Genomic DNA, 16,539 nt, shown 5'->3' on the forward strand with positions numbered 1-16,539 from the left:
GGCCCGCCTGTGAGGCTCAGGGAACGCGCGAGCCCTTCACCTCGCGGTCGAGCTTGTCCTGATACCATTGCTGCAGCGCCTGCCGGCTGCAGCCCGTCTGGCCGCCGCTGCCGATCGCGGAGCAGCTGTTCGGCAGGCCCGCGCGGTTGACCTCCTCCACCACTTCCATCCGGCGCGACCAGCTGGTCGAAGGCGCGTCCTCCTTGGGCTGGTCGCGGAAGCGCTTGGGGATTCGATAGGGCGAATCGCCCGCGTTCGAGCAGACGACGATCTCGTCCGGGTTGGCCGGCTTCGGGCAGCTCTGGTCGCCGTACAGCAGAATGCTGCGCACGCGCTGCGGCGGGCCTTCGGGGGCAGGCTGGTCCTGGGTCTGGGCGAACGCCGGTGCGGCGAGCAGGGCGGTAGCAAGCATCAAACGGGCAAGCATGGGAATACTCCTGGGAGGTGACACAACGTCCCTGCCCTGCCAGCGGTGCCGCGGCACTGTGGCGGCCACAAGGCCGGATTGTGCAAGCGCCTTCGAGCGCCTAGGTCTGCGCCCATGATCCTCGTTCTCGACAATTACGATAGCTTCACCTGGAACCTCGTCCATTATCTGATGGAGCTGGGCGTGGAGGTGCAGGTGGTGCGCAACGACGCCCTGACCGCGAACGAGGCGATCGCCAGCAATGCGCAAGGCTTCCTGATCTCGCCGGGGCCGTGCACGCCGAACGAGGCCGGGATCAGCCTCGATCTGGTCGCCGCCTGCGCCGATCTCGGCAAGCCGCTGCTCGGCGTGTGCCTGGGGCACCAGGCGATCGGCCAGCATTTCGGCGGCAGCGTGGTCCGCGGCGGGCTGATGCACGGCAAGACCTCGCCGGTCACCCATGACGGCACCGGGCTGTTCAGCAACCTGCCCTCGCCCTTCATCGCGACGCGCTACCACTCGCTGATCGTCACCGACATTCCCGAGAGCCTGGTGGTGAATGCCACCGCCGAGGACGGATCGGTGATGGGCTTCCGCCACGCGTCGCTGCCGATCCACAGCGTGCAATTCCACCCGGAGAGCATCGCCACCGAGCACGGCCACGCCATGCTCGCCAACTTCCTGCGCCTGGCCGGCATCGAGGCGACGGCCACCGCCTGACCTGCTTCAGCCTCGGTTCATCGCAGTCATGCCAGGAGAAATGCCATGAAACCGATCCTCGCCTCCCTGCTCGCCGGTGCCGCGCTGCTTGCGGCACCCGTCGCCAACGCCCGCCATCGCGACACACCGGAACAGCAGCTCGCCAAGCTGCTCGATGGCCGAGTCGCGGGCAAGCCGGTCGATTGCATCAGTCTCGATCGTGCCGGTTCGAGCCAGATCATCGACGGCAAGGCGATCGTCTATACGCTGGGCAACACGCTGTACGTGAACCAGCCGCGCGGCGGTGCCGAGCAGCTCGACGACAATTCGATCCTGGTGACCAACACCTTCGGGTCACAGCTGTGCAGCATCGATACGGTGCGGCTGATCGATCGCAACTCCTACTTCCCGCGCGGCTTCGTTTCGCTCGGCGAGTTCGTGCCCTACACCAAGCCGAAGAAGAGCAACTAAGCCCCCCAAGCAGGATTTGCTCGACAGGCTGGCCGCGCCCCGGAATAGAGGCGGCGTGACCAGCCTGAGCCTGCTTCCCGACCCGTCCTCCCCGCTTGCCCGCGAGACCGCCGCGCAGGCCTTTGCCGACATTCTCGACGGCACCGCGCCCGAGGCGGAGATCGAGGCCTTTCTCATCGCGCTCTCCGTGCGCGGCGAGACCAGCATCGAAATCGCCGAGGCCGCCCGCGCACTGCGCAACCGGCTGATCCCGGTCACCGCTCCCGAAGGCGCGATCGACGTGTGCGGTACCGGCGGCGACGGGCACCATACCCTCAACGTCTCGACCGCGGTGAGCCTCGTCGTCGCCGCCGCTGGGGTGCCGGTGGCGAAGCACGGCAACCGTGCCGCTTCTTCCAAGGCGGGCGCGGCGGATACGCTGGAGGCGCTGGGGCTCAACCTCGATCGCGCCGCGGCACGGGCCGAGGAAAGCCTGCAAGAGATCGGCATCGCCTTCCTCTTCGCCCAGCACCACCACCCGTCGCTCGGCCGAATCGCGCCGATCCGGCGGCGGATCGGGCGGCGGACGATCTTCAACCTGATGGGCCCGCTCGCCAACCCGGCGCATGTCCGCCACCAGCTGATCGGTATCGCGCGGCCCGACTACGCCCCGGTTTATGCCGAGGCCCTGGAGCAGCTTGGCGTCGAGGCGGCGGCGATCGTCTCGGGCGAGGACGCGCTGGACGAGCTTTCCACCGAGGCGGCGAGCGTGGTGGTCAATGTCGGCCGCGCCAAGCTGCCGACCCGGATCATCCCCGAGGATGCCGGGCTCCCCCGCCATCCGCTGACCGCCATTCGCGGCGGCGACCCCGAGTACAACGCCGTGGCGCTGCGCCGCCTGCTCCAGGGCGAGCACGGCGCCTATCGCGACGCCGTGCTGCTCAACGCGGCTGCCGCACTGATGGTCGCGGGCCGTGCCGATGACCTACGGGACGGGGTGGAGGAAGCCGCCGAGATGCTCGACAACGGGCTTGCCAACGCCCTTCTCGACTGCTGGATCGCCTTCGCATGAGCACCATTCTCGACACGATCATCGCCACCAAGCGCACCGAAGTCGCCGCCCGCAAGGCGAGCCCGCAGGCTTGGCCGGCGCCCTCTGCGCCGCGCGGCTTCAAGGCAGCGCTCGACGCGCGTGCGGCGGCTGGCGGCTATGGCCTGATCGCGGAGATCAAGAAGGCGAGCCCCTCAAAGGGCCTGATCCGCGCCGATTTCGATCCGCCCGCTCATGCCTGCGCCTATGCGGCCGGCGGCGCCGCGTGCCTCTCGGTGCTGACCGACAATGCGTATTTCCAGGGCCATGAGGACTATCTGATCGCCGCCCGCGCCGCGTGCGACCTGCCGGTGATCCGCAAGGATTTCCTGATCGATCCTTGGCAGGTCGAGGAATCGCGCGCGATCGGCGCCGATGCGATCCTGATTATCGTGTCGGCGCTCGACGACGGCCAGATGGCCGAGATCGAAGCCGCGGCCTTCGAACTGGGCATGGACGCGCTGGTCGAGGTCCACGACGCCGACGAACTGGAGCGCGCGCTCAAGCTCAAGTCGCGGCTGATCGGGGTGAACAACCGCAATCTCAAGACCTTCGATGTCGATGTGCAGAAAACGTACGACCTCGTCCGCCACGCGCCGAAGGACTGCACCTTCGTGGCCGAGTCCGGCCTCAACACCCGCGCCGATCTCGACGCGATGGCCGAGCACGACATCCGCTGCTTCCTGATCGGCGAATCGCTTATGCGACAGGCCGATGTCGAAGCGGCGACGCGGGCGCTGGTCGGGTGAGCGGGCTTACCCATCTCGACGAAACCGGCGCCGCCCACATGGTCGATGTCGGCGGCAAGGCAGTGACCGCGCGCGAGGCGGTGGCGCGGGGCCGCATCACCTTGTCGACCGAAGCCGCCGCGGCGATCCGCGCGGGCAGCGTCAAGAAGGGCGACGTGCTCGCCACCGCGCGCATCGCCGGGATCATGGCGGCGAAGAAGACGTCCGAGCTGATCCCGCTCTGCCACCCGCTGCCCCTCACCCGCGTCGCGATCGACCTCGACCTCGACGAAACCGGCGTAACCGCGACCGCCACCGCGGCGACCGGGGGCAAGACCGGGGTGGAGATGGAAGCGCTCACTGCCGTCTCGGTGACGCTGCTCACGCTCTACGACATGGCCAAGGCGCTCGATAAGGGCATGGTGCTGAGCGACATCCGTCTGCTGACCAAGACCGGCGGCAAGTCGGGCGACTGGCGCGCCCAAGGCTGAGGCCGGGGCGGCAAAGAATCCCTTAGCCGCCCCAAACCGATCCTCCATTGCCCTGCCGCAGCCACCGGGCCATGTGCGGCACCATGGCAACGCTTCTCGACCCAAACTCCCGCGGCCGCGTGATCCTCGTCGGCGCGGGTCCCGGCGACCCCGGCCTGCTCACCGTCCGTGCCGTCGCAGCGCTCAAGGCGTGCGACGTGCTCGTCCATGACGGGCTGGTCGACGATCGCGTGCTCGATCTCGCCCCCCAGGCGCACCGCATCTCGGTCGCCAAGCGCCGCTCGAAGCACACGCTGCCCCAGGAATCGATCAACGCGCTGATCGTCGCGCATGTGAAGACCGGCGCGGTCGTCGTCCGCCTCAAGGGCGGCGACCCATTCATCTTCGGCCGCGGCGGCGAGGAAGTGGAGGCCGTCCGCGAGGCCGGGCTGCCGGTGGAAGTGATCCCCGGCGTCTCCGCCGCGCTGGGCGCCGCTGCCGAGGCGATGCTGCCGCTCACCCATCGCGACTGGTCGAGCGCGGTCAGCTTCGTCGCCGGCCAGTGCAAGGGGCTGACCGACCAGGACTGGTCGGGGCTCGCCGGCAAGGGCCGCACGCTGGTGATCTATATGGGCGTCGCCACCGCCTCGGCGATCGCCGACAAGCTGATGGCCGACGGCGTAGCACCCGACATGCCGGTGGCGGTGCTGGAGCGCGCCACGCTGGAAGGCCACCGCGCGATCCGCACGCTGCTCGCCGATCTCGGTCCGATGGTCGAGCGCGAGGAGGTGCAGAGCCCGGCGATCATCGTCGTCGGCGAAGTGACGCTGCTGGCGGACGCCGAGGACAAGCTCGCCCGCTGGGCGCGCACTGCTGAGACGCTGGGCGAGGATCAGGCATGAAGCTGCTGACAGGCAACGATCTTCCCACCGGCGACGTGGTCTGGTGGACCGGCGAAAACTGGTCGCGCCACCTGGCCGAGGCCGTCGATGTGGGTGACAAGGGCGACGTACTCGCCGCGACCGAAGAGGCCGCGCGCCGGGTCAACGTACCCTATGTGATCGACGCGGAGGCGACGCCGGAAGGCCCCCGCCCCGCGCACATCAAGGACCGCATCCGTGCGCTCGGCCCCACCGTGCGCCCGGACCTGACCCTCAAGCCCGCCGACCCGCAGGCCGGAAGCTGGGTGATCTGAACCATGTACAAGTACGACGAATATGATGCCTCGATCGTCGCCGCGCGCGTCGAGGAATTCCGCGACCAGGTCCAGCGCCGCCTCGCCGGCCACATGACCGAGGACCAGTTCAAGCCGCTGCGGCTGATGAACGGGCTTTATCTGCAGCTGCACGCCTATATGCTGCGCGTGGCGGTGCCCTATGGCACGCTCAACGGCCGGCAGATGCACCTGCTGGCGCACATCGCCCGCAAGTACGATCGCGGCTATGGCCATTTCACCACCCGCCAGAACCTCCAGTATAACTGGATCAAGCTGGAGGACGCGCCCGACATCCTCGCCGAGCTGGCGACGGTGGAGATGCATGCGATCCAGACCAGCGGCAACTGCATCCGCAACATCAGCTCGGACCAGTTCGCCGGCGCCGCGGCCGACGAGATCACCGATCCGCGCCCCTGGGCCGAGCTGCTCCGCCAGTGGAGCACCTTCCACCCCGAATTCAGCTACCTGCCCCGCAAGTTCAAGATCGCGGTGATCGCCAGCGACACCGATCGGGCGGCGATGCGGCTGCACGATATCGGCATCCAGATCGTCCGCAACGACGCCGGCGAACTCGGCGCGCGCATCTATGCCGGCGGCGGCATGGGCCGCACGCCGATGATCGCGTCGCTGATCAAGGAGTTCGTGCCCTTCGCCGACTTCGTCAGCTATCTGGAGGCGTGCCTGCGCGTCTACAATCGCCACGGCCGGCGCGACAATATCTACAAGGCGCGGATCAAGATCCTCATCCATGCCCTGGGCGCCGAGGAATATGCCCGCCAGGTCGAGGAAGAGTTCCAGGCGGTGAAGGCGCTCGGCATCGATCCGCCCCAGGCCGAGTTCGATCGCATCGCCGCCTATTTCGCGCCCCCGGCGTTCGAGGCCGACGCGCCCGATACGGTCGACCGCAGCGATCCGGATTTCGCCGTGTGGCTCGACCAGAACGTCCACGCCCACCAGGCGCCGGGCTATGCCGTGGTCACGATCAGCCTCAAGCCGATCGGCGGCATCCCGGGCGACGCCTCGGCCGACCAGATCGACGTGATGGCCGATCTCGCCCAACGCTACAGCTTCGACGAGCTGCGGGTCACCCATGCCCAGAACATCGTGCTGCCGCACGTCCGCAAGGCCGATCTGTACGCAGTCTGGACCGCGTTGCGCGAGGCGGGGCTGGCCGAGGCCAATCTCGACCTGATCAGCGATATCATCGCCTGCCCGGGCCTCGATTATTGCAGCCTCGCCAATGCCCGCTCGATCCCGCTTGCGCAGAAGATCAGCGAACGCTTCGCCGATCCCGCCCGCCAGCGCGACCTGGGCGAGCTGAAGCTCAAGATCTCGGGCTGCATCAACGCCTGCGGCCACCACCACGCCGGCCATATCGGCATCCTGGGCGTCGACCGGAAAGGCACCGAGAATTACCAGCTGCTGCTCGGCGGATCGGGCGCCGAGGACGTGAGCCTGGCCGACATCACCGGCCCTGGCTTCAGCGAGGACGGCGTGGTCGACGCGATCGAGCGCGCGACGGACCTCTATGTCCGCGAGCGCACTCCCGGCGAGCGCTTCGTCGACACCTATCGCCGCATCGGCATGGCACCGTTCAAGGAGGCCATCTATGGTTGAGTTCCTGCGCTACCGCGACGACGAGGCGCATGACGAGCCGGCCGTGACGCTCGACAGCTTCTTCGGCCAGTCCAATGCCACCGCGGTGCGGATCGAAGCCGGCGAGGATGCGCGCGCGCTCCTCCCGCATCTGGGCCGTATCGCGCTGGTCGAGGTCAGCTTCCCCAGCTTCCGCGACGGCCGCGGCTATTCGAGCGCGCGCATCCTGCGCGAGGCCGGGTACAAGGGCGAGCTGCGCGCGCAGGGCGACGTGCTGGTCGACCAGATCCCGCTGATGCGCCGCTGCGGCTTCGACAGCTTCGCCCCCGACGCGCCGATCGACGCGGCGACGCTGGAAGCCGCGCTCGACCGCTACGACTTCCGCTACCAGGCGGCGGCCGACACCATCGTGCCGGTGTGGAAACTGCGCCATGGCTGAACCCGCGCGCCAGATCGACCGGATCGACGTGACGCCCCGCTTCACCGAGGCGGATGCGGTGCGGCTCAACACCCGGTTCCTCGGCGTCCCCACGCTTGATATGCTGCGCACGGTGCTGGCCGAGAAGCTGACCGGCGAGACGGCGATCGTCTCGTCCTTCGGCGCGGAGTCGGCGGCGCTGCTGCATCTGGTCGCCAGTGTCGATCGCTCGGTGCCGGTGCTGTTCCTCGATACCGGAAAACATTTCCCCGAGACGCTCGCCTATCGCGACCTGCTGGTCGAACGGCTGGGCCTCACCGACTTCCGCAACCTGCAGCCCGACCCCGAGCTGCTCGCCAAGCGCGACGGCACCGAGCTGCGCTGGTCCTACGACCCGGACGGCTGCTGCGAGATCCGCAAGGTGCTGCCGCTGGAGGCAGGCCTGGCCGGCTTCGACGCGACGATCACCGGGCGCAAGGCGTTCCAGGCGAGCACCCGCGCCGCCCTGCCGCGCTTCGAACTCGACGGCGAGCGGCTCAAGATCAATCCGCTGGCGGATTGGACCAAGGCCGATCTCGATACCTATTTCACCGCGCACGACCTGCCGGTGCACCCGCTGGTAGCACAGGGCTATCCCTCGATCGGCTGCGCGCCGTGCACGAGCCGGGTTAAGCCGGGCGAAGATCCGCGCGCGGGCCGCTGGCGCGGCTGGGACAAGACCGAATGCGGCATCCACACGCCGACGAGCGACGACGACGCCAACCAGCCGGTGTTCTGACGCTACCTCAGAACCCGCCGTGGAACCGTACGGCGAATATATTGGCCGGCCCGCGATCGCGGTTGTAGCCCGGATTGGCGACGAACTGATAATCCAGCGTCACGTCGAAGCCCTTGCGCGGCTGCCAGTCATAATAGGCTTCGGCGAGCGCTTCGCTGCCAGGGTGGGGCAGCTTGCCGTCGCCGACCAGCACGCCCACGCCCCCGGCATCGAGATAACGCTGGTGCTCGCGCGAGATGCCGTTGACGATGCCGACCAGCCCGACGCGGTCGTTCGCCCGCCCCCACCCAGCGCCGTTCAGCGATGCGCCGAGCTGGGCGGTGCGATCGATATCGGTGAAGTCGTAGGGCTCGATCGATCCGTCGGCAAAGCCCGCGCGGGCGAACAGGCCTAGCGTCGAGGTCACCGCCTGCTCCGCATTCACCCCAAGGCCCATGCGGGTCGTGCGCTGGCGGACCAACGCCGTATCCGCCGCCTGTCCCTGCGCCGCACCGAGCGCCAGGGCGTCGTCGAACCGGCCGAACTGCCCGCGATTGCGGAAGGCCGTGACGCGGATCGCGCCGGGCTGGCCGCCGAGCAGGTGGCGATGCTCGACCTCGATATCGACCTGGTACTGGCGGAAGTCGCGCTCCAGCGTCTCGCCGTTGGGCACCTTGGACAGGTTGAACAGCCCGGCGCGCAGCGTCCACGCGCCCTGATACCATTCGGCCGCAACGCCGGTGGAATAGCCCCAGGCATCGGCGGCATAATCGAAGCTGCCGGTATCCACCGCCGACCAGTTAAGGAAATCGCCGCGCGGATCATGGGCATAGCGGTTGGTGTCGAACACGTCGCCGACGCCGAACTTGCCCAGCGTCAGCGCCAGCCGGTTCGCCGTCTGGGTGCCGCCCAGCACGTTCATCGCGGGTGCCACCGCGCTCGTCTCCCCGCCCAACCCGATCGTCTGACGGAAGAACAGCCGCTGGAGTCGCAGATAGGGCTCGTCCTTGCCGACCTTATAGGCCTCGGCGCTGGGAAAGCCGGCCACGCCCAGCGTGTTGGACAGACCGAAGCCTTGGTCGATCTCCGGGTTCACCCACAGCTCGCCGCCCGCCCAGGGCCGCACCCCGGCGTAGAGCGTCAGGTCGATCGTCTCGCGCACCTGCTTGGGCGTCAGGCTGTTGGGCCCGCGATAGGGATCGGTGAAGCCGCCCACGCCCTGCACCACCATCGTCGCCTGACCATGCACAGCGAAGGTCTGCGGGTCGCCCGTGTCCTGCGCCTGCGCTGCTACCGGCAGCAGGAAGAACAGCGCGGCCGCGGCGGCGGCCGACTTGGGGAAGGCGTGGATCATGGACGTGCACCCCGAAATCCGGCGGAGATCGCCGACTCGACGGGGGCGCCCGTATACCCTAGGGGGGTATCAGGCAAGCAGAACGGAACGACGCAGAATGGGCCATGTCGCGCGCGAGAAGCAGAAGCTGCTCAACCGACTGAAAAGATTGCGCGGGCAGGTCGAGGCGATAGAGCGCGCGGTCGAGGCGGACACCGAATGCGCTCGCGTGCTGCAGCAGGCGACGGCGTGCCGCGGCGCGCTGGATGGCTTCATCGCCGAAGTGATCGAGGATCATATCCGCGAGCATATGCTGGAACCCGGCGCCGCCGCGGACGATCCCAAGGTACAGGCGGCCGAGGAACTGGTCGCGATCGTCCACCGCTATCTCACCTGATCGGAGCGCGCATGCAGACCAGCCTCGCCGATCGTGCCGCCGCGCTGCTCGGAGTGCCAGTCCTGGGTGCGGCGGCGCTCTCCGGCGGGGATCTTTCCGCGGTCCGCCGTCTGCGGCTGGCCGATGGCGGCAGCGCGATCGCCAAACAGGGGCCGCTGGTTTCGGAAGAGGCCGAGATGCTGGTCGCGATCGCTGCGAGAGGAGCGCCGGCACCGGCGGTACTCGCGGTGGGCGAAGACCTGCTCCTCATCGAGGAAATGCCGAACGACGGCCAACTCGGCACAAGCTGGGACAGCCTCGCGACGGTGCTTCAGTCTATGCATGCGGTACCGGGCCGCGCCTATGGCTGGCCGGCGGATTACGCCTTCGGGCGTGTTGCCATCCCAAACGGCGTCGCAGACGACTGGCCGAGTTTCTGGGCGGAGCGAAGACTGCGGACGCACGCGCCGCACGTTCCGCCATCGCTGGCCCGGCGCCTCGATCGGCTGGCCGATCGCCTTCCCGACCTGCTGCCGAAGCACCCCGCGCCCGCGCTGCTCCACGGCGACCTCTGGGGCGGCAATGTGCTGACCTCCGGCGGCCGGGTGACCGCACTGATCGATCCCGCCTGCTATCATGGCGACCGCGAAGTCGATGCCGCCATGCTCACCCTGTTCGACGCGCCGCCGCCCCCGTTTTTCGATGCGCTGGGGCTCGCGCCGGGCTGGAAGGAACGGCAGCCAGTCTATCGGCTATGGCCACTACTCGTGCATCTGCGGCTGTTCGGCAGCAGCTATATCGGCGCGGTGGAAGCGGCGCTGGTCGCGGTCGAGTAATTCAGCCAAACAGCCGCGCGAGGCTGCGCTCCAGCATCACCAGCTGCCATAGCGTGCGGCCATGCTCGGCGCGGCCGGCGCGGTGGTCTTCGGCGAGCCGGGTGATCGTGCGCGCCTCGAACCAGCCGCTCTGCAGAAGTAGCGGCGAACGGGCGAGCGCCGCTGCCTCGTCGGCGAGCGCATGGCGGAACCAGGCGCTGATCGGGGTGACGAAGCCCATCTTGGGGCGATAGAGGATCTCGCGCGGCAGCCAGGGCTCGAGCGACTTCTTCATCAGCCACTTGCCCTGCCCGCCCCAGATGCGGAGCGACGGCGGCAAGCTCGCCTCGAATTCGACCAGCCGGTGGTCGAGCAGCGGCTCGCGCGCCTCCAGCCCAACCGCCATGCTGGTTCGGTCGACCTTGGTGAGGATGTCGCCTGGCAGCCAGTGCCGGATATCGGCATATTGGGCGCGGTCGAGCGCGTCGCGCGCGGGCGCGTTCCGCATCGTCTCGACATAGCGCGCCTCGGCGCGATAGCCGTCGAGCGCCGCCCGTGCCGTGTCGCTGTAGAGCTGGTTACGCAGGGCAGGCGTAGTGACGCCGACCGCCTTGGCATAGGCCTCCGCCCCATCCTCGGCGAGCGCGAGCAGCGTGGTCTTCGCGCGGAACGGGCGCGGCGCCCAGTCTGCCTTGGGATAGAGCGCGCCCAGCCGCCCGAACACCCGCGTCCGCAGATCCGGCGGCAGCAGGCCGCGGACCCGCTCCTCGGCGGCGAAGAAGCGGTGGCGGCGGTAGCCGGCCAGCGCCTCGTCGGCGCCGTCACCGGACAGCGCGACGGTGACGTTCTCGCGGGCGAGCTGGCAGACGCGGTAGGTCGGCAGCGCCGAGGCATCGGCGAAGGGTTCGTCGAAGGCAGCGACCAGCGTGTCGATCAGGCCGTAATCCTCAGCCCCGACGGTGCGGGTGCGGTGGCTGGTGGCGAAGCGTGCCGCGACCTTCGCCGCATGGGCGGTCTCGTCCAGCCCCGCCTCGTCGAAGCCGATCGTGCACGTCTTCACCGCCGCCTTGCTGCGCTCGGCCATCAGCGCGACCACGGCCGAGCTGTCGACGCCGCCCGAGAGGAATGCGCCGAGCGGCACGTCGGCGATCATCCGCGAGCGGACGGCGGTGCGCATCCGCTCGATGAGTTCGGCCTTGAGGTCGCGGGGGCGGCCGGTGGCGCGGCGGGTGAAGTCGATATCCCACCAGCGCACCGGCTGCGGCGCCGGGCGGCCGCGCTGGAGCAGCAGGAAATGCCCGGCCGGCAGCTTCTGCACGCCCGCGACGATGCTGGCGTCGTCGGGTACATAGCCCAGCGCCAGATAATCCTCGACCGCGCGAAAATCGGCAGCGCGGCGCAGCAGCGGATGCGCGAGCAGCCCCTTCAGCTCGGAGGCGAAGGCGATCGCGCCATCGGCGAGCTCGGCATAATGGAGCGGCTTCACCCCGAACCGGTCGCGGGCGAGGAACAGGCTCTGGCTGGTCGCGTCGTAGAGCGCGAAGGCGAACATGCCGTTCAGCCGGGCGAGGAGGTCCGGCCCCCAGGCGCGCCAGCCATGGAGCAGCACCTCGGTGTCGCTGTCGGTGACGAAGCGGGCGCCCAGCGCCTCGAGTTCGGCGCGGACCTCGCGGAAATTGTAGATCTCGCCATTGAAGGTGACGGCGAGGCTCTGGTCGGGCAGCGCCATCGGCTGCACCCCGCCTTCGAGGTCGATGATCGCCAGCCGGCGATGGCCGAGCCCCACCCCTGCCACGCACCACACCCCCGAGCCATCGGGCCCGCGATGCGCCTGGGCGTCGCTCATCGCGACGATACGCGCGGGGTCGATCGGCTTGGGAAGGCCGGGATAGAAGAGGCCAGCGATGCCGCACATCAGCGCAGGCCCTCGCGGCTGCCGATCCCTACCCGATTGTTGCTGTCCATCCTTCGCATCGTGGCGGGGCGGTACCAAGCCGAACGCCGCCGCGCCACCCCGGCGGTGCGCCCGCTCATGCCGATCCGGCGAGCAGCGCGTCGAGCGGTGCCAGCCGCGCATCCCAGCTGTAGCGGGCGATTACGCGCGCGCGGGCGGACGCGCCGAGGGCGGCGGCGGTACCGGGATCGTCGAGGAGGCGCAGCACCGCATCGCCGAATGCGTCCGCGCCCTCGGCGATGCAGAGCGTACCGGCGTGGTCGATCCCCTCGGCGGCGGCCGGCGAGGCGACCACCGCCCGCGCCATCGCCATCCCCTCCAGCACCTTGTTCTGGATGCCGCGCGCCAGCTGCAGCGGCGCCACCACCAGCGCGGCCGCGGCAAGCCAGTCGCGCACGTCGGGCACGCTGCCGGTGACGAGCATGCCCGGCCGCTCCGCTAAGGCCTGCACGGCCGGCGTCGGCGCGCGGCCGACGATGGCAAAGTGCGCCTCGGGGTGCGCGCACCGAATGCGCGGCAACACCTTGTCGGCGAACCAGATAACTGCCTCGATGTTCGGGCGGTAATCCATCTGGCCGGTGAAGACGAGCAGCGGCCCCTCGCCCACCATGGCCTCGAACCCGCCTGCGGGATCGTAGAAGACCGTGTCGATGCCGTTCTCGATCGCATGGACGCGGGGGGCGCTCGTGCGCTCCCGGAACAGCGCCGCCTCGGCCTCGCTGACGAACAGGCTGGCATCGGCTTCGCCAGCGACGCGTCGTTCATGGGCGAGGAGCAGCCGCGCCTCGCGCCGATGGACCCAGGCCATCGGCCCGCGCCCGCCCTCCGCATAAGCGGCGAACTTGGCCGAATCCATGTCGACGAAATCCATGATCACCCGCTGCTTGCGGACCGGCGGCAGATGCTGTGCCATTTGGCTGGAGAAGACGAAGATCGTCTCGATCGGCTCCGCCACGAGCAGCGCGTCCACTGCGTCGTGCACAGCCGGGTCGGCGAAGGCGACGACGGACACCGGCTGGTGCCGTAGCAGCGCGCGGGCCCCCGTCCAGACCGTCGGCGCGTCCCGCCAGACGATCGTGCGGCTCGCCGTACAGGACGCAAGGCCGTCCTGGTGCTGCAGGTCCGCGGGATCGTCGGCGAAGGCGACGAGGTGGACGCGGTGGTTCCGGGCGAGATGGCGCAGCAGATGATAGGCGCGGATCTTGTCGCCGCGATCGGGCGGAAAGGGCATGCGGTGGGCGAGGAACAGGACATCACCCATCAGCCGAGCCCGCGCGAGAGCAGCGGCCCGATGCGATTGGCCGCCCAGAGCGGCAGCCGCTTCCACGCCGCTACCTGCAGCCGGTATTTAGGATCGAGCGGATTGATGCTGCGCGGTGCCGCGCCTTCGGCATGGCGGGAGAAATAGACGAGGGGCTCGGGCACGAAGCCCCAGTTCTTCTTGAACGCCGCGGCGCCGGTACCGGCCTTGGAGCGTCCGAAATCGAAGCGTGAGCACCCCCGCGCGCGGGCATGCGCCATCAGCGCGAAGTACATCCGATCGTTGGCGCGCAGCCCCCGTGCCGCCTCGGTCCCCCCGCCCCAATAGGGATAGACGGTGTCGCGCCAATAAAGGCTGAGCACGCTCGCCACCGCGCGGCGCTCGTGTCGGATGGTCAGGATGTCCGCCTCCGCCCCGAACGCTTCCAGCACCGCCGCGAACAGCGCCGTCGGGAAGACCGGCGTGCCGAGGTTGCGGACACTTTCCGCATATACGCCGTAATGGGCGCGTCGCGCGGCCCGATCCGCGCCCGTCTCCACCGTCAGCTCCGCGGCAAGCGCCTTGCGCAGCTCGGCGCGCTGCTTGCGCGGCACGGCGAGCAGTTCGGCCTCGTCATCGGCCGCGAGCCGGCGGACGAAGCCGAGATAGGTGGTGTCGTCGCGCACCCAGTCCCTCCCCGGGCAGGGGCCGCCGCGCAGATCGACGCTGGGGCACCGCAGGCGATCGGCGAGGCGCCACGCCGCCTGGCCAAGCGCCATCACCACGGGGCCGGGCTCGGCAAGAATGCCGCCCCCCACGCCGAAGCCGATAGACACCAGCGCCCGGCCGAACAGCGGGGAGGCGATCGCGGTGAGCGGCAGCACGCCGGCAATCCGGCCGCCTGCGCCCTCCGCCACCAGATAATGGCTGCGCTGGCGGCAGCCCTTCGCCACGGCCATGCTCCACTCGGGTAGGTGAAACGGCGTGGCATCCGCCTGCGCATCGACCCAGGCGGCAAGACGCCCGCGCTCACTCGCATCGTGCAGATCGGCCGTGCCGACGGTCAAGGTCACGCCAGCCGCTCCGCCGCCCGAGCGGCGATCGCATCCACTCGGCCCCAATCGTGCGCCCCGAGGAGGGTCCGCAGCTTGCCCTCCATCGCGCCCAGCCGGGCATAATGGCGCAGGCGCGACTTGAGAGGTGCCCCGCGGACCCGCGGCTGGCCGGGGTCGACCTCCCAGGGATGGAAGTAGAACATCGCCGCCGCGCCGCGCGCATTGGCAGTGCGGATCGCGCGGTCGGTCACCCGCTGCGGCAGCAGCCGGAAGAAGCCGCCACCCGCGGTGACCTCGCGCCCCAGCACCCTCGCGATCGTGATCGGCAGCTCGATCAGCCCCGCATCGGGCAGCGGGCGGAACGGCGCGCGCGGCGCATCGGGCCAGCCATAATGATCATGCGCGATGGGCGCGATGCTCGACGAGTAGCAATAGCCTGCCTCGGCCAGCACCGCGTGCGCCCAGGGCGTGCGCCGGTCGATCGAGAAGCTCGGCGCCCGGTAGCCGTTTACCGCCACGCCCGCAGCATCCTCCAGCGCGGCGCGGGCGCGGGCGAGGTCCTCGCGGAACTGGTCGGGCGTCAGGGTGAAGACGCGGGCATGGTCCCAGCCATGGCTGGCGACTTCGTGACCGGCTTCGGCGATGCGGCGGATCAGCTTAGGGTGCCGCTCCGCCACCCAGCCGAGCGTGAAGAAGGTGCCCTGCACGCCCGCTTCTTCGAACAGCGCGAGCACCCGATCGGTATTCGCCTCGACGCGTCGCTCGAGCCGGTCCCAGTCGCCACGCGCGATCGTGGTCTCGAAGGCGCCGACCTGGAACCAGTCCTCGACGTCGACCGACAGGCCGTTGCGCACGTCCATGGCTCAGGCAGCACTGCCGCGCAGGGCGTCGAGGTCGATGCCGCTGCGGCCATCGTCCTTCTCCACCCAGTCGACCAGCAGCGAGAGCACGCGGCGCAGCGCATCCGACTGCGAGGCGACCTGCGCCTCCAGCTCGGCGACGCGGCGCTCGAGCGCCCGGGTCTCGGCCGAGCCTTCCGGCACCGTGCGCAGTTCGGCGACGCGACCCGGGCGCACCGGCGCGGGCTCCGGTGCCGGCTCGGGCGCCGGTTCGATCACGTCCTCCTGCTCGATATCCTCGATCACCGCCGCGACATCGGGCGCGCCGAAATTCTCGATCTGCTCGACCGCGCCGTACAGCAGCACCCGGCTCGCCAGCTGGTTTAGCCGGCGCGGGATGCCGCCCGACCAGCGGTGCATCGCCGCCAGCGCATCGGCGGTGAAGCGCGGACGGCCGCTCCAACCGACCAGCATCAGCCGGTGCATCAGATAGGCCTCGACCTCCTCCACCTCCATCGGCGCGAGATGGTGCATCGCGATCACGCGCTGGCGCAGCTGCTCGAAGGCGGGCTGCTGGAGCACGAGGCGGAACTCGGGCTGGCCGAGCAGGAAGATCTGGAGCAGCGGATAGCCGCCGGCCTGGAAGTTGGAGAGCATGCGCAGCTCGTCCAGGCTCTCGCCCGGCAGCGCCTGGGCCTCGTCCACCACCAGCAGCGTGCGGCGCCCGGCACGCGCGACTTCGTGCAGCCCGCGCTCGATCGCCAGCAGCAGCGCCGCCTTGGAGAGGTCGTCCCCCGGCAGCCCGAGCCCTTGCGCCACCAGCCGCAGCATGTCGTCGGCGCGCAGATGGGTGGAGACGATCTTGATCACGTTCAGCCGTTCGCCGTCGAGCTCGGCGAGCAGATGGCCGAGCAGCGTCGTCTTGCCCGCCCCCGGATCGCCGGTGATGACGACGAAGCCCTCGCCCTGGCTGAGGCCATAGCCGAGATAGGCCATCGCCTTGCCATGGGTCGCGGTATCGAACCAGAAGCGCGGATCGGGGGTCAGCTGGAACGGCCGGCCGCGCAGCCCGTAATGATCGTCCATCATGCGTGCAG

19 protein-coding genes are annotated in these 16,539 nt (G+C 69.5%); 12 read left to right on the forward strand and 7 right to left on the reverse strand.

Going from position 1 to position 16,539, the window contains the following annotated elements; genetic code table 11:
* Nucleotides 1-16 precede the first annotated feature (16 nt).
* Nucleotides 17-427 (reverse strand): hypothetical protein, encoded by a 411-nt coding sequence (locus tag ABIC35_RS06445; protein WP_354278352.1) that lies wholly within the window; start codon nucleotides 425-427, stop codon nucleotides 17-19.
* Between the two features lie 114 nt (nucleotides 428-541).
* Between ABIC35_RS06445 and ABIC35_RS06450 the strand changes: the two genes are divergently transcribed.
* From ABIC35_RS06450 to ABIC35_RS06495, 10 genes are all read left to right on the forward strand, one after another.
* The gene (locus ABIC35_RS06450) at nucleotides 542-1,126 is read left to right on the forward strand and encodes an anthranilate synthase component II (RefSeq protein ID WP_121077663.1); all 585 of its coding nucleotides are present in this window, start codon (nucleotides 542-544) and stop codon (nucleotides 1,124-1,126) included.
* A 45-nt stretch (nucleotides 1,127-1,171) separates the two neighbouring features.
* Nucleotides 1,172-1,576 carry a hypothetical protein gene (locus ABIC35_RS06455; RefSeq protein WP_121077665.1) on the forward strand — a complete coding sequence of 135 codons (405 nt, stop codon included), beginning with the start codon at nucleotides 1,172-1,174 and terminating at the stop codon, nucleotides 1,574-1,576.
* A 55-nt stretch (nucleotides 1,577-1,631) separates the two neighbouring features.
* Nucleotides 1,632-2,627: an anthranilate phosphoribosyltransferase gene (gene trpD, locus ABIC35_RS06460; RefSeq protein WP_121077667.1), complete on the forward strand. Its 996-nt coding sequence runs from the start codon at nucleotides 1,632-1,634 to the stop codon at nucleotides 2,625-2,627.
* Nucleotides 2,624-3,394 carry an indole-3-glycerol phosphate synthase TrpC gene (trpC, locus tag ABIC35_RS06465; RefSeq protein WP_121077670.1) on the forward strand — a complete coding sequence of 257 codons (771 nt, stop codon included), beginning with the start codon at nucleotides 2,624-2,626 and terminating at the stop codon, nucleotides 3,392-3,394. Before trpD ends, trpC begins: the two co-directional genes overlap by 4 nt.
* The gene (gene moaC, locus ABIC35_RS06470) at nucleotides 3,391-3,864 is read left to right on the forward strand and encodes a cyclic pyranopterin monophosphate synthase MoaC (RefSeq protein ID WP_121077672.1); all 474 of its coding nucleotides are present in this window, start codon (nucleotides 3,391-3,393) and stop codon (nucleotides 3,862-3,864) included. Before trpC ends, moaC begins: the two co-directional genes overlap by 4 nt.
* Nucleotides 3,865-3,947: 83 nt before the next feature.
* A complete protein-coding gene (gene cobA, locus ABIC35_RS06475) occupies nucleotides 3,948-4,745 on the forward strand; it encodes a uroporphyrinogen-III C-methyltransferase (protein ID WP_121079459.1) in 798 nt (265 codons plus the stop codon).
* Nucleotides 4,742-5,038 carry a DUF2849 domain-containing protein gene (locus ABIC35_RS06480; protein ID WP_121077673.1) on the forward strand — a complete coding sequence of 99 codons (297 nt, stop codon included), beginning with the start codon at nucleotides 4,742-4,744 and terminating at the stop codon, nucleotides 5,036-5,038. The genes cobA and ABIC35_RS06480 overlap by 4 nt, the downstream gene beginning before the upstream one ends.
* 3 nt (nucleotides 5,039-5,041) lie before the next feature.
* Nucleotides 5,042-6,676, forward strand: a complete 1,635-nt coding sequence (locus tag ABIC35_RS06485; protein ID WP_121077675.1) for a nitrite/sulfite reductase — start codon at nucleotides 5,042-5,044, stop codon at nucleotides 6,674-6,676.
* Complete coding sequence (locus tag ABIC35_RS06490) at nucleotides 6,669-7,094, forward strand: DUF934 domain-containing protein (RefSeq protein ID WP_121077677.1); 426 nt, start codon at nucleotides 6,669-6,671, stop codon at nucleotides 7,092-7,094. Before ABIC35_RS06485 ends, ABIC35_RS06490 begins: the two co-directional genes overlap by 8 nt.
* Nucleotides 7,087-7,851 carry a phosphoadenylyl-sulfate reductase gene (locus ABIC35_RS06495; RefSeq protein WP_121077679.1) on the forward strand — a complete coding sequence of 255 codons (765 nt, stop codon included), beginning with the start codon at nucleotides 7,087-7,089 and terminating at the stop codon, nucleotides 7,849-7,851. Before ABIC35_RS06490 ends, ABIC35_RS06495 begins: the two co-directional genes overlap by 8 nt.
* Nucleotides 7,852-7,858: 7 nt before the next feature.
* Here the strand turns inward: ABIC35_RS06495 and ABIC35_RS06500 are convergent, their stop codons facing one another.
* Nucleotides 7,859-9,184: a carbohydrate porin gene (locus tag ABIC35_RS06500; RefSeq protein WP_121077681.1), complete on the reverse strand. Its 1,326-nt coding sequence runs from the start codon at nucleotides 9,182-9,184 to the stop codon at nucleotides 7,859-7,861.
* A 97-nt stretch (nucleotides 9,185-9,281) separates the two neighbouring features.
* Between ABIC35_RS06500 and ABIC35_RS06505 the strand changes: the two genes are divergently transcribed.
* Nucleotides 9,282-9,560 (forward strand): metal/formaldehyde-sensitive transcriptional repressor, encoded by a 279-nt coding sequence (locus ABIC35_RS06505; protein WP_121077683.1) that lies wholly within the window; start codon nucleotides 9,282-9,284, stop codon nucleotides 9,558-9,560.
* A gap of 11 nt (nucleotides 9,561-9,571) precedes the next feature.
* Nucleotides 9,572-10,375 (forward strand): fructosamine kinase family protein, encoded by an 804-nt coding sequence (locus ABIC35_RS06510; RefSeq protein ID WP_121077685.1) that lies wholly within the window; start codon nucleotides 9,572-9,574, stop codon nucleotides 10,373-10,375.
* 1 nt (nucleotide 10,376) lies between these two features.
* Here ABIC35_RS06510 and ABIC35_RS06515 read toward each other — a convergent pair whose 3' ends face one another.
* The 5 genes from ABIC35_RS06515 to ABIC35_RS06535 all read right to left on the reverse strand — a co-directional run bounded on the left by ABIC35_RS06515 (nucleotide 10,377) and on the right by ABIC35_RS06535 (nucleotide 16,531).
* Nucleotides 10,377-12,269 (reverse strand): XrtA/PEP-CTERM system amidotransferase, encoded by a 1,893-nt coding sequence (locus ABIC35_RS06515; protein WP_121077687.1) that lies wholly within the window; start codon nucleotides 12,267-12,269, stop codon nucleotides 10,377-10,379.
* Between the two features lie 115 nt (nucleotides 12,270-12,384).
* The gene (locus ABIC35_RS06520; protein WP_121077689.1) at nucleotides 12,385-13,569 is read right to left on the reverse strand and encodes a TIGR03087 family PEP-CTERM/XrtA system glycosyltransferase; all 1,185 of its coding nucleotides are present in this window, start codon (nucleotides 13,567-13,569) and stop codon (nucleotides 12,385-12,387) included.
* Nucleotides 13,569-14,621 carry a FemAB family XrtA/PEP-CTERM system-associated protein gene (locus ABIC35_RS06525; RefSeq protein WP_121077692.1) on the reverse strand — a complete coding sequence of 351 codons (1,053 nt, stop codon included), beginning with the start codon at nucleotides 14,619-14,621 and terminating at the stop codon, nucleotides 13,569-13,571. Before ABIC35_RS06525 ends, ABIC35_RS06520 begins: the two co-directional genes overlap by 1 nt.
* The gene (locus ABIC35_RS06530) at nucleotides 14,618-15,463 is read right to left on the reverse strand and encodes an XrtA system polysaccharide deacetylase (RefSeq protein ID WP_121077694.1); all 846 of its coding nucleotides are present in this window, start codon (nucleotides 15,461-15,463) and stop codon (nucleotides 14,618-14,620) included. Before ABIC35_RS06530 ends, ABIC35_RS06525 begins: the two co-directional genes overlap by 4 nt.
* Before the next feature lie 3 nt (nucleotides 15,464-15,466).
* The gene (locus ABIC35_RS06535) at nucleotides 15,467-16,531 is read right to left on the reverse strand and encodes an AAA family ATPase (protein WP_121077696.1); all 1,065 of its coding nucleotides are present in this window, start codon (nucleotides 16,529-16,531) and stop codon (nucleotides 15,467-15,469) included.
* Nucleotides 16,532-16,539 lie beyond the last annotated feature (8 nt).

The organism is Sphingomonas trueperi (assembly GCF_040545965.1).
GTDB classification, from domain to species: Bacteria; Pseudomonadota; Alphaproteobacteria; order Sphingomonadales; family Sphingomonadaceae; genus Sphingomonas; species Sphingomonas trueperi_C.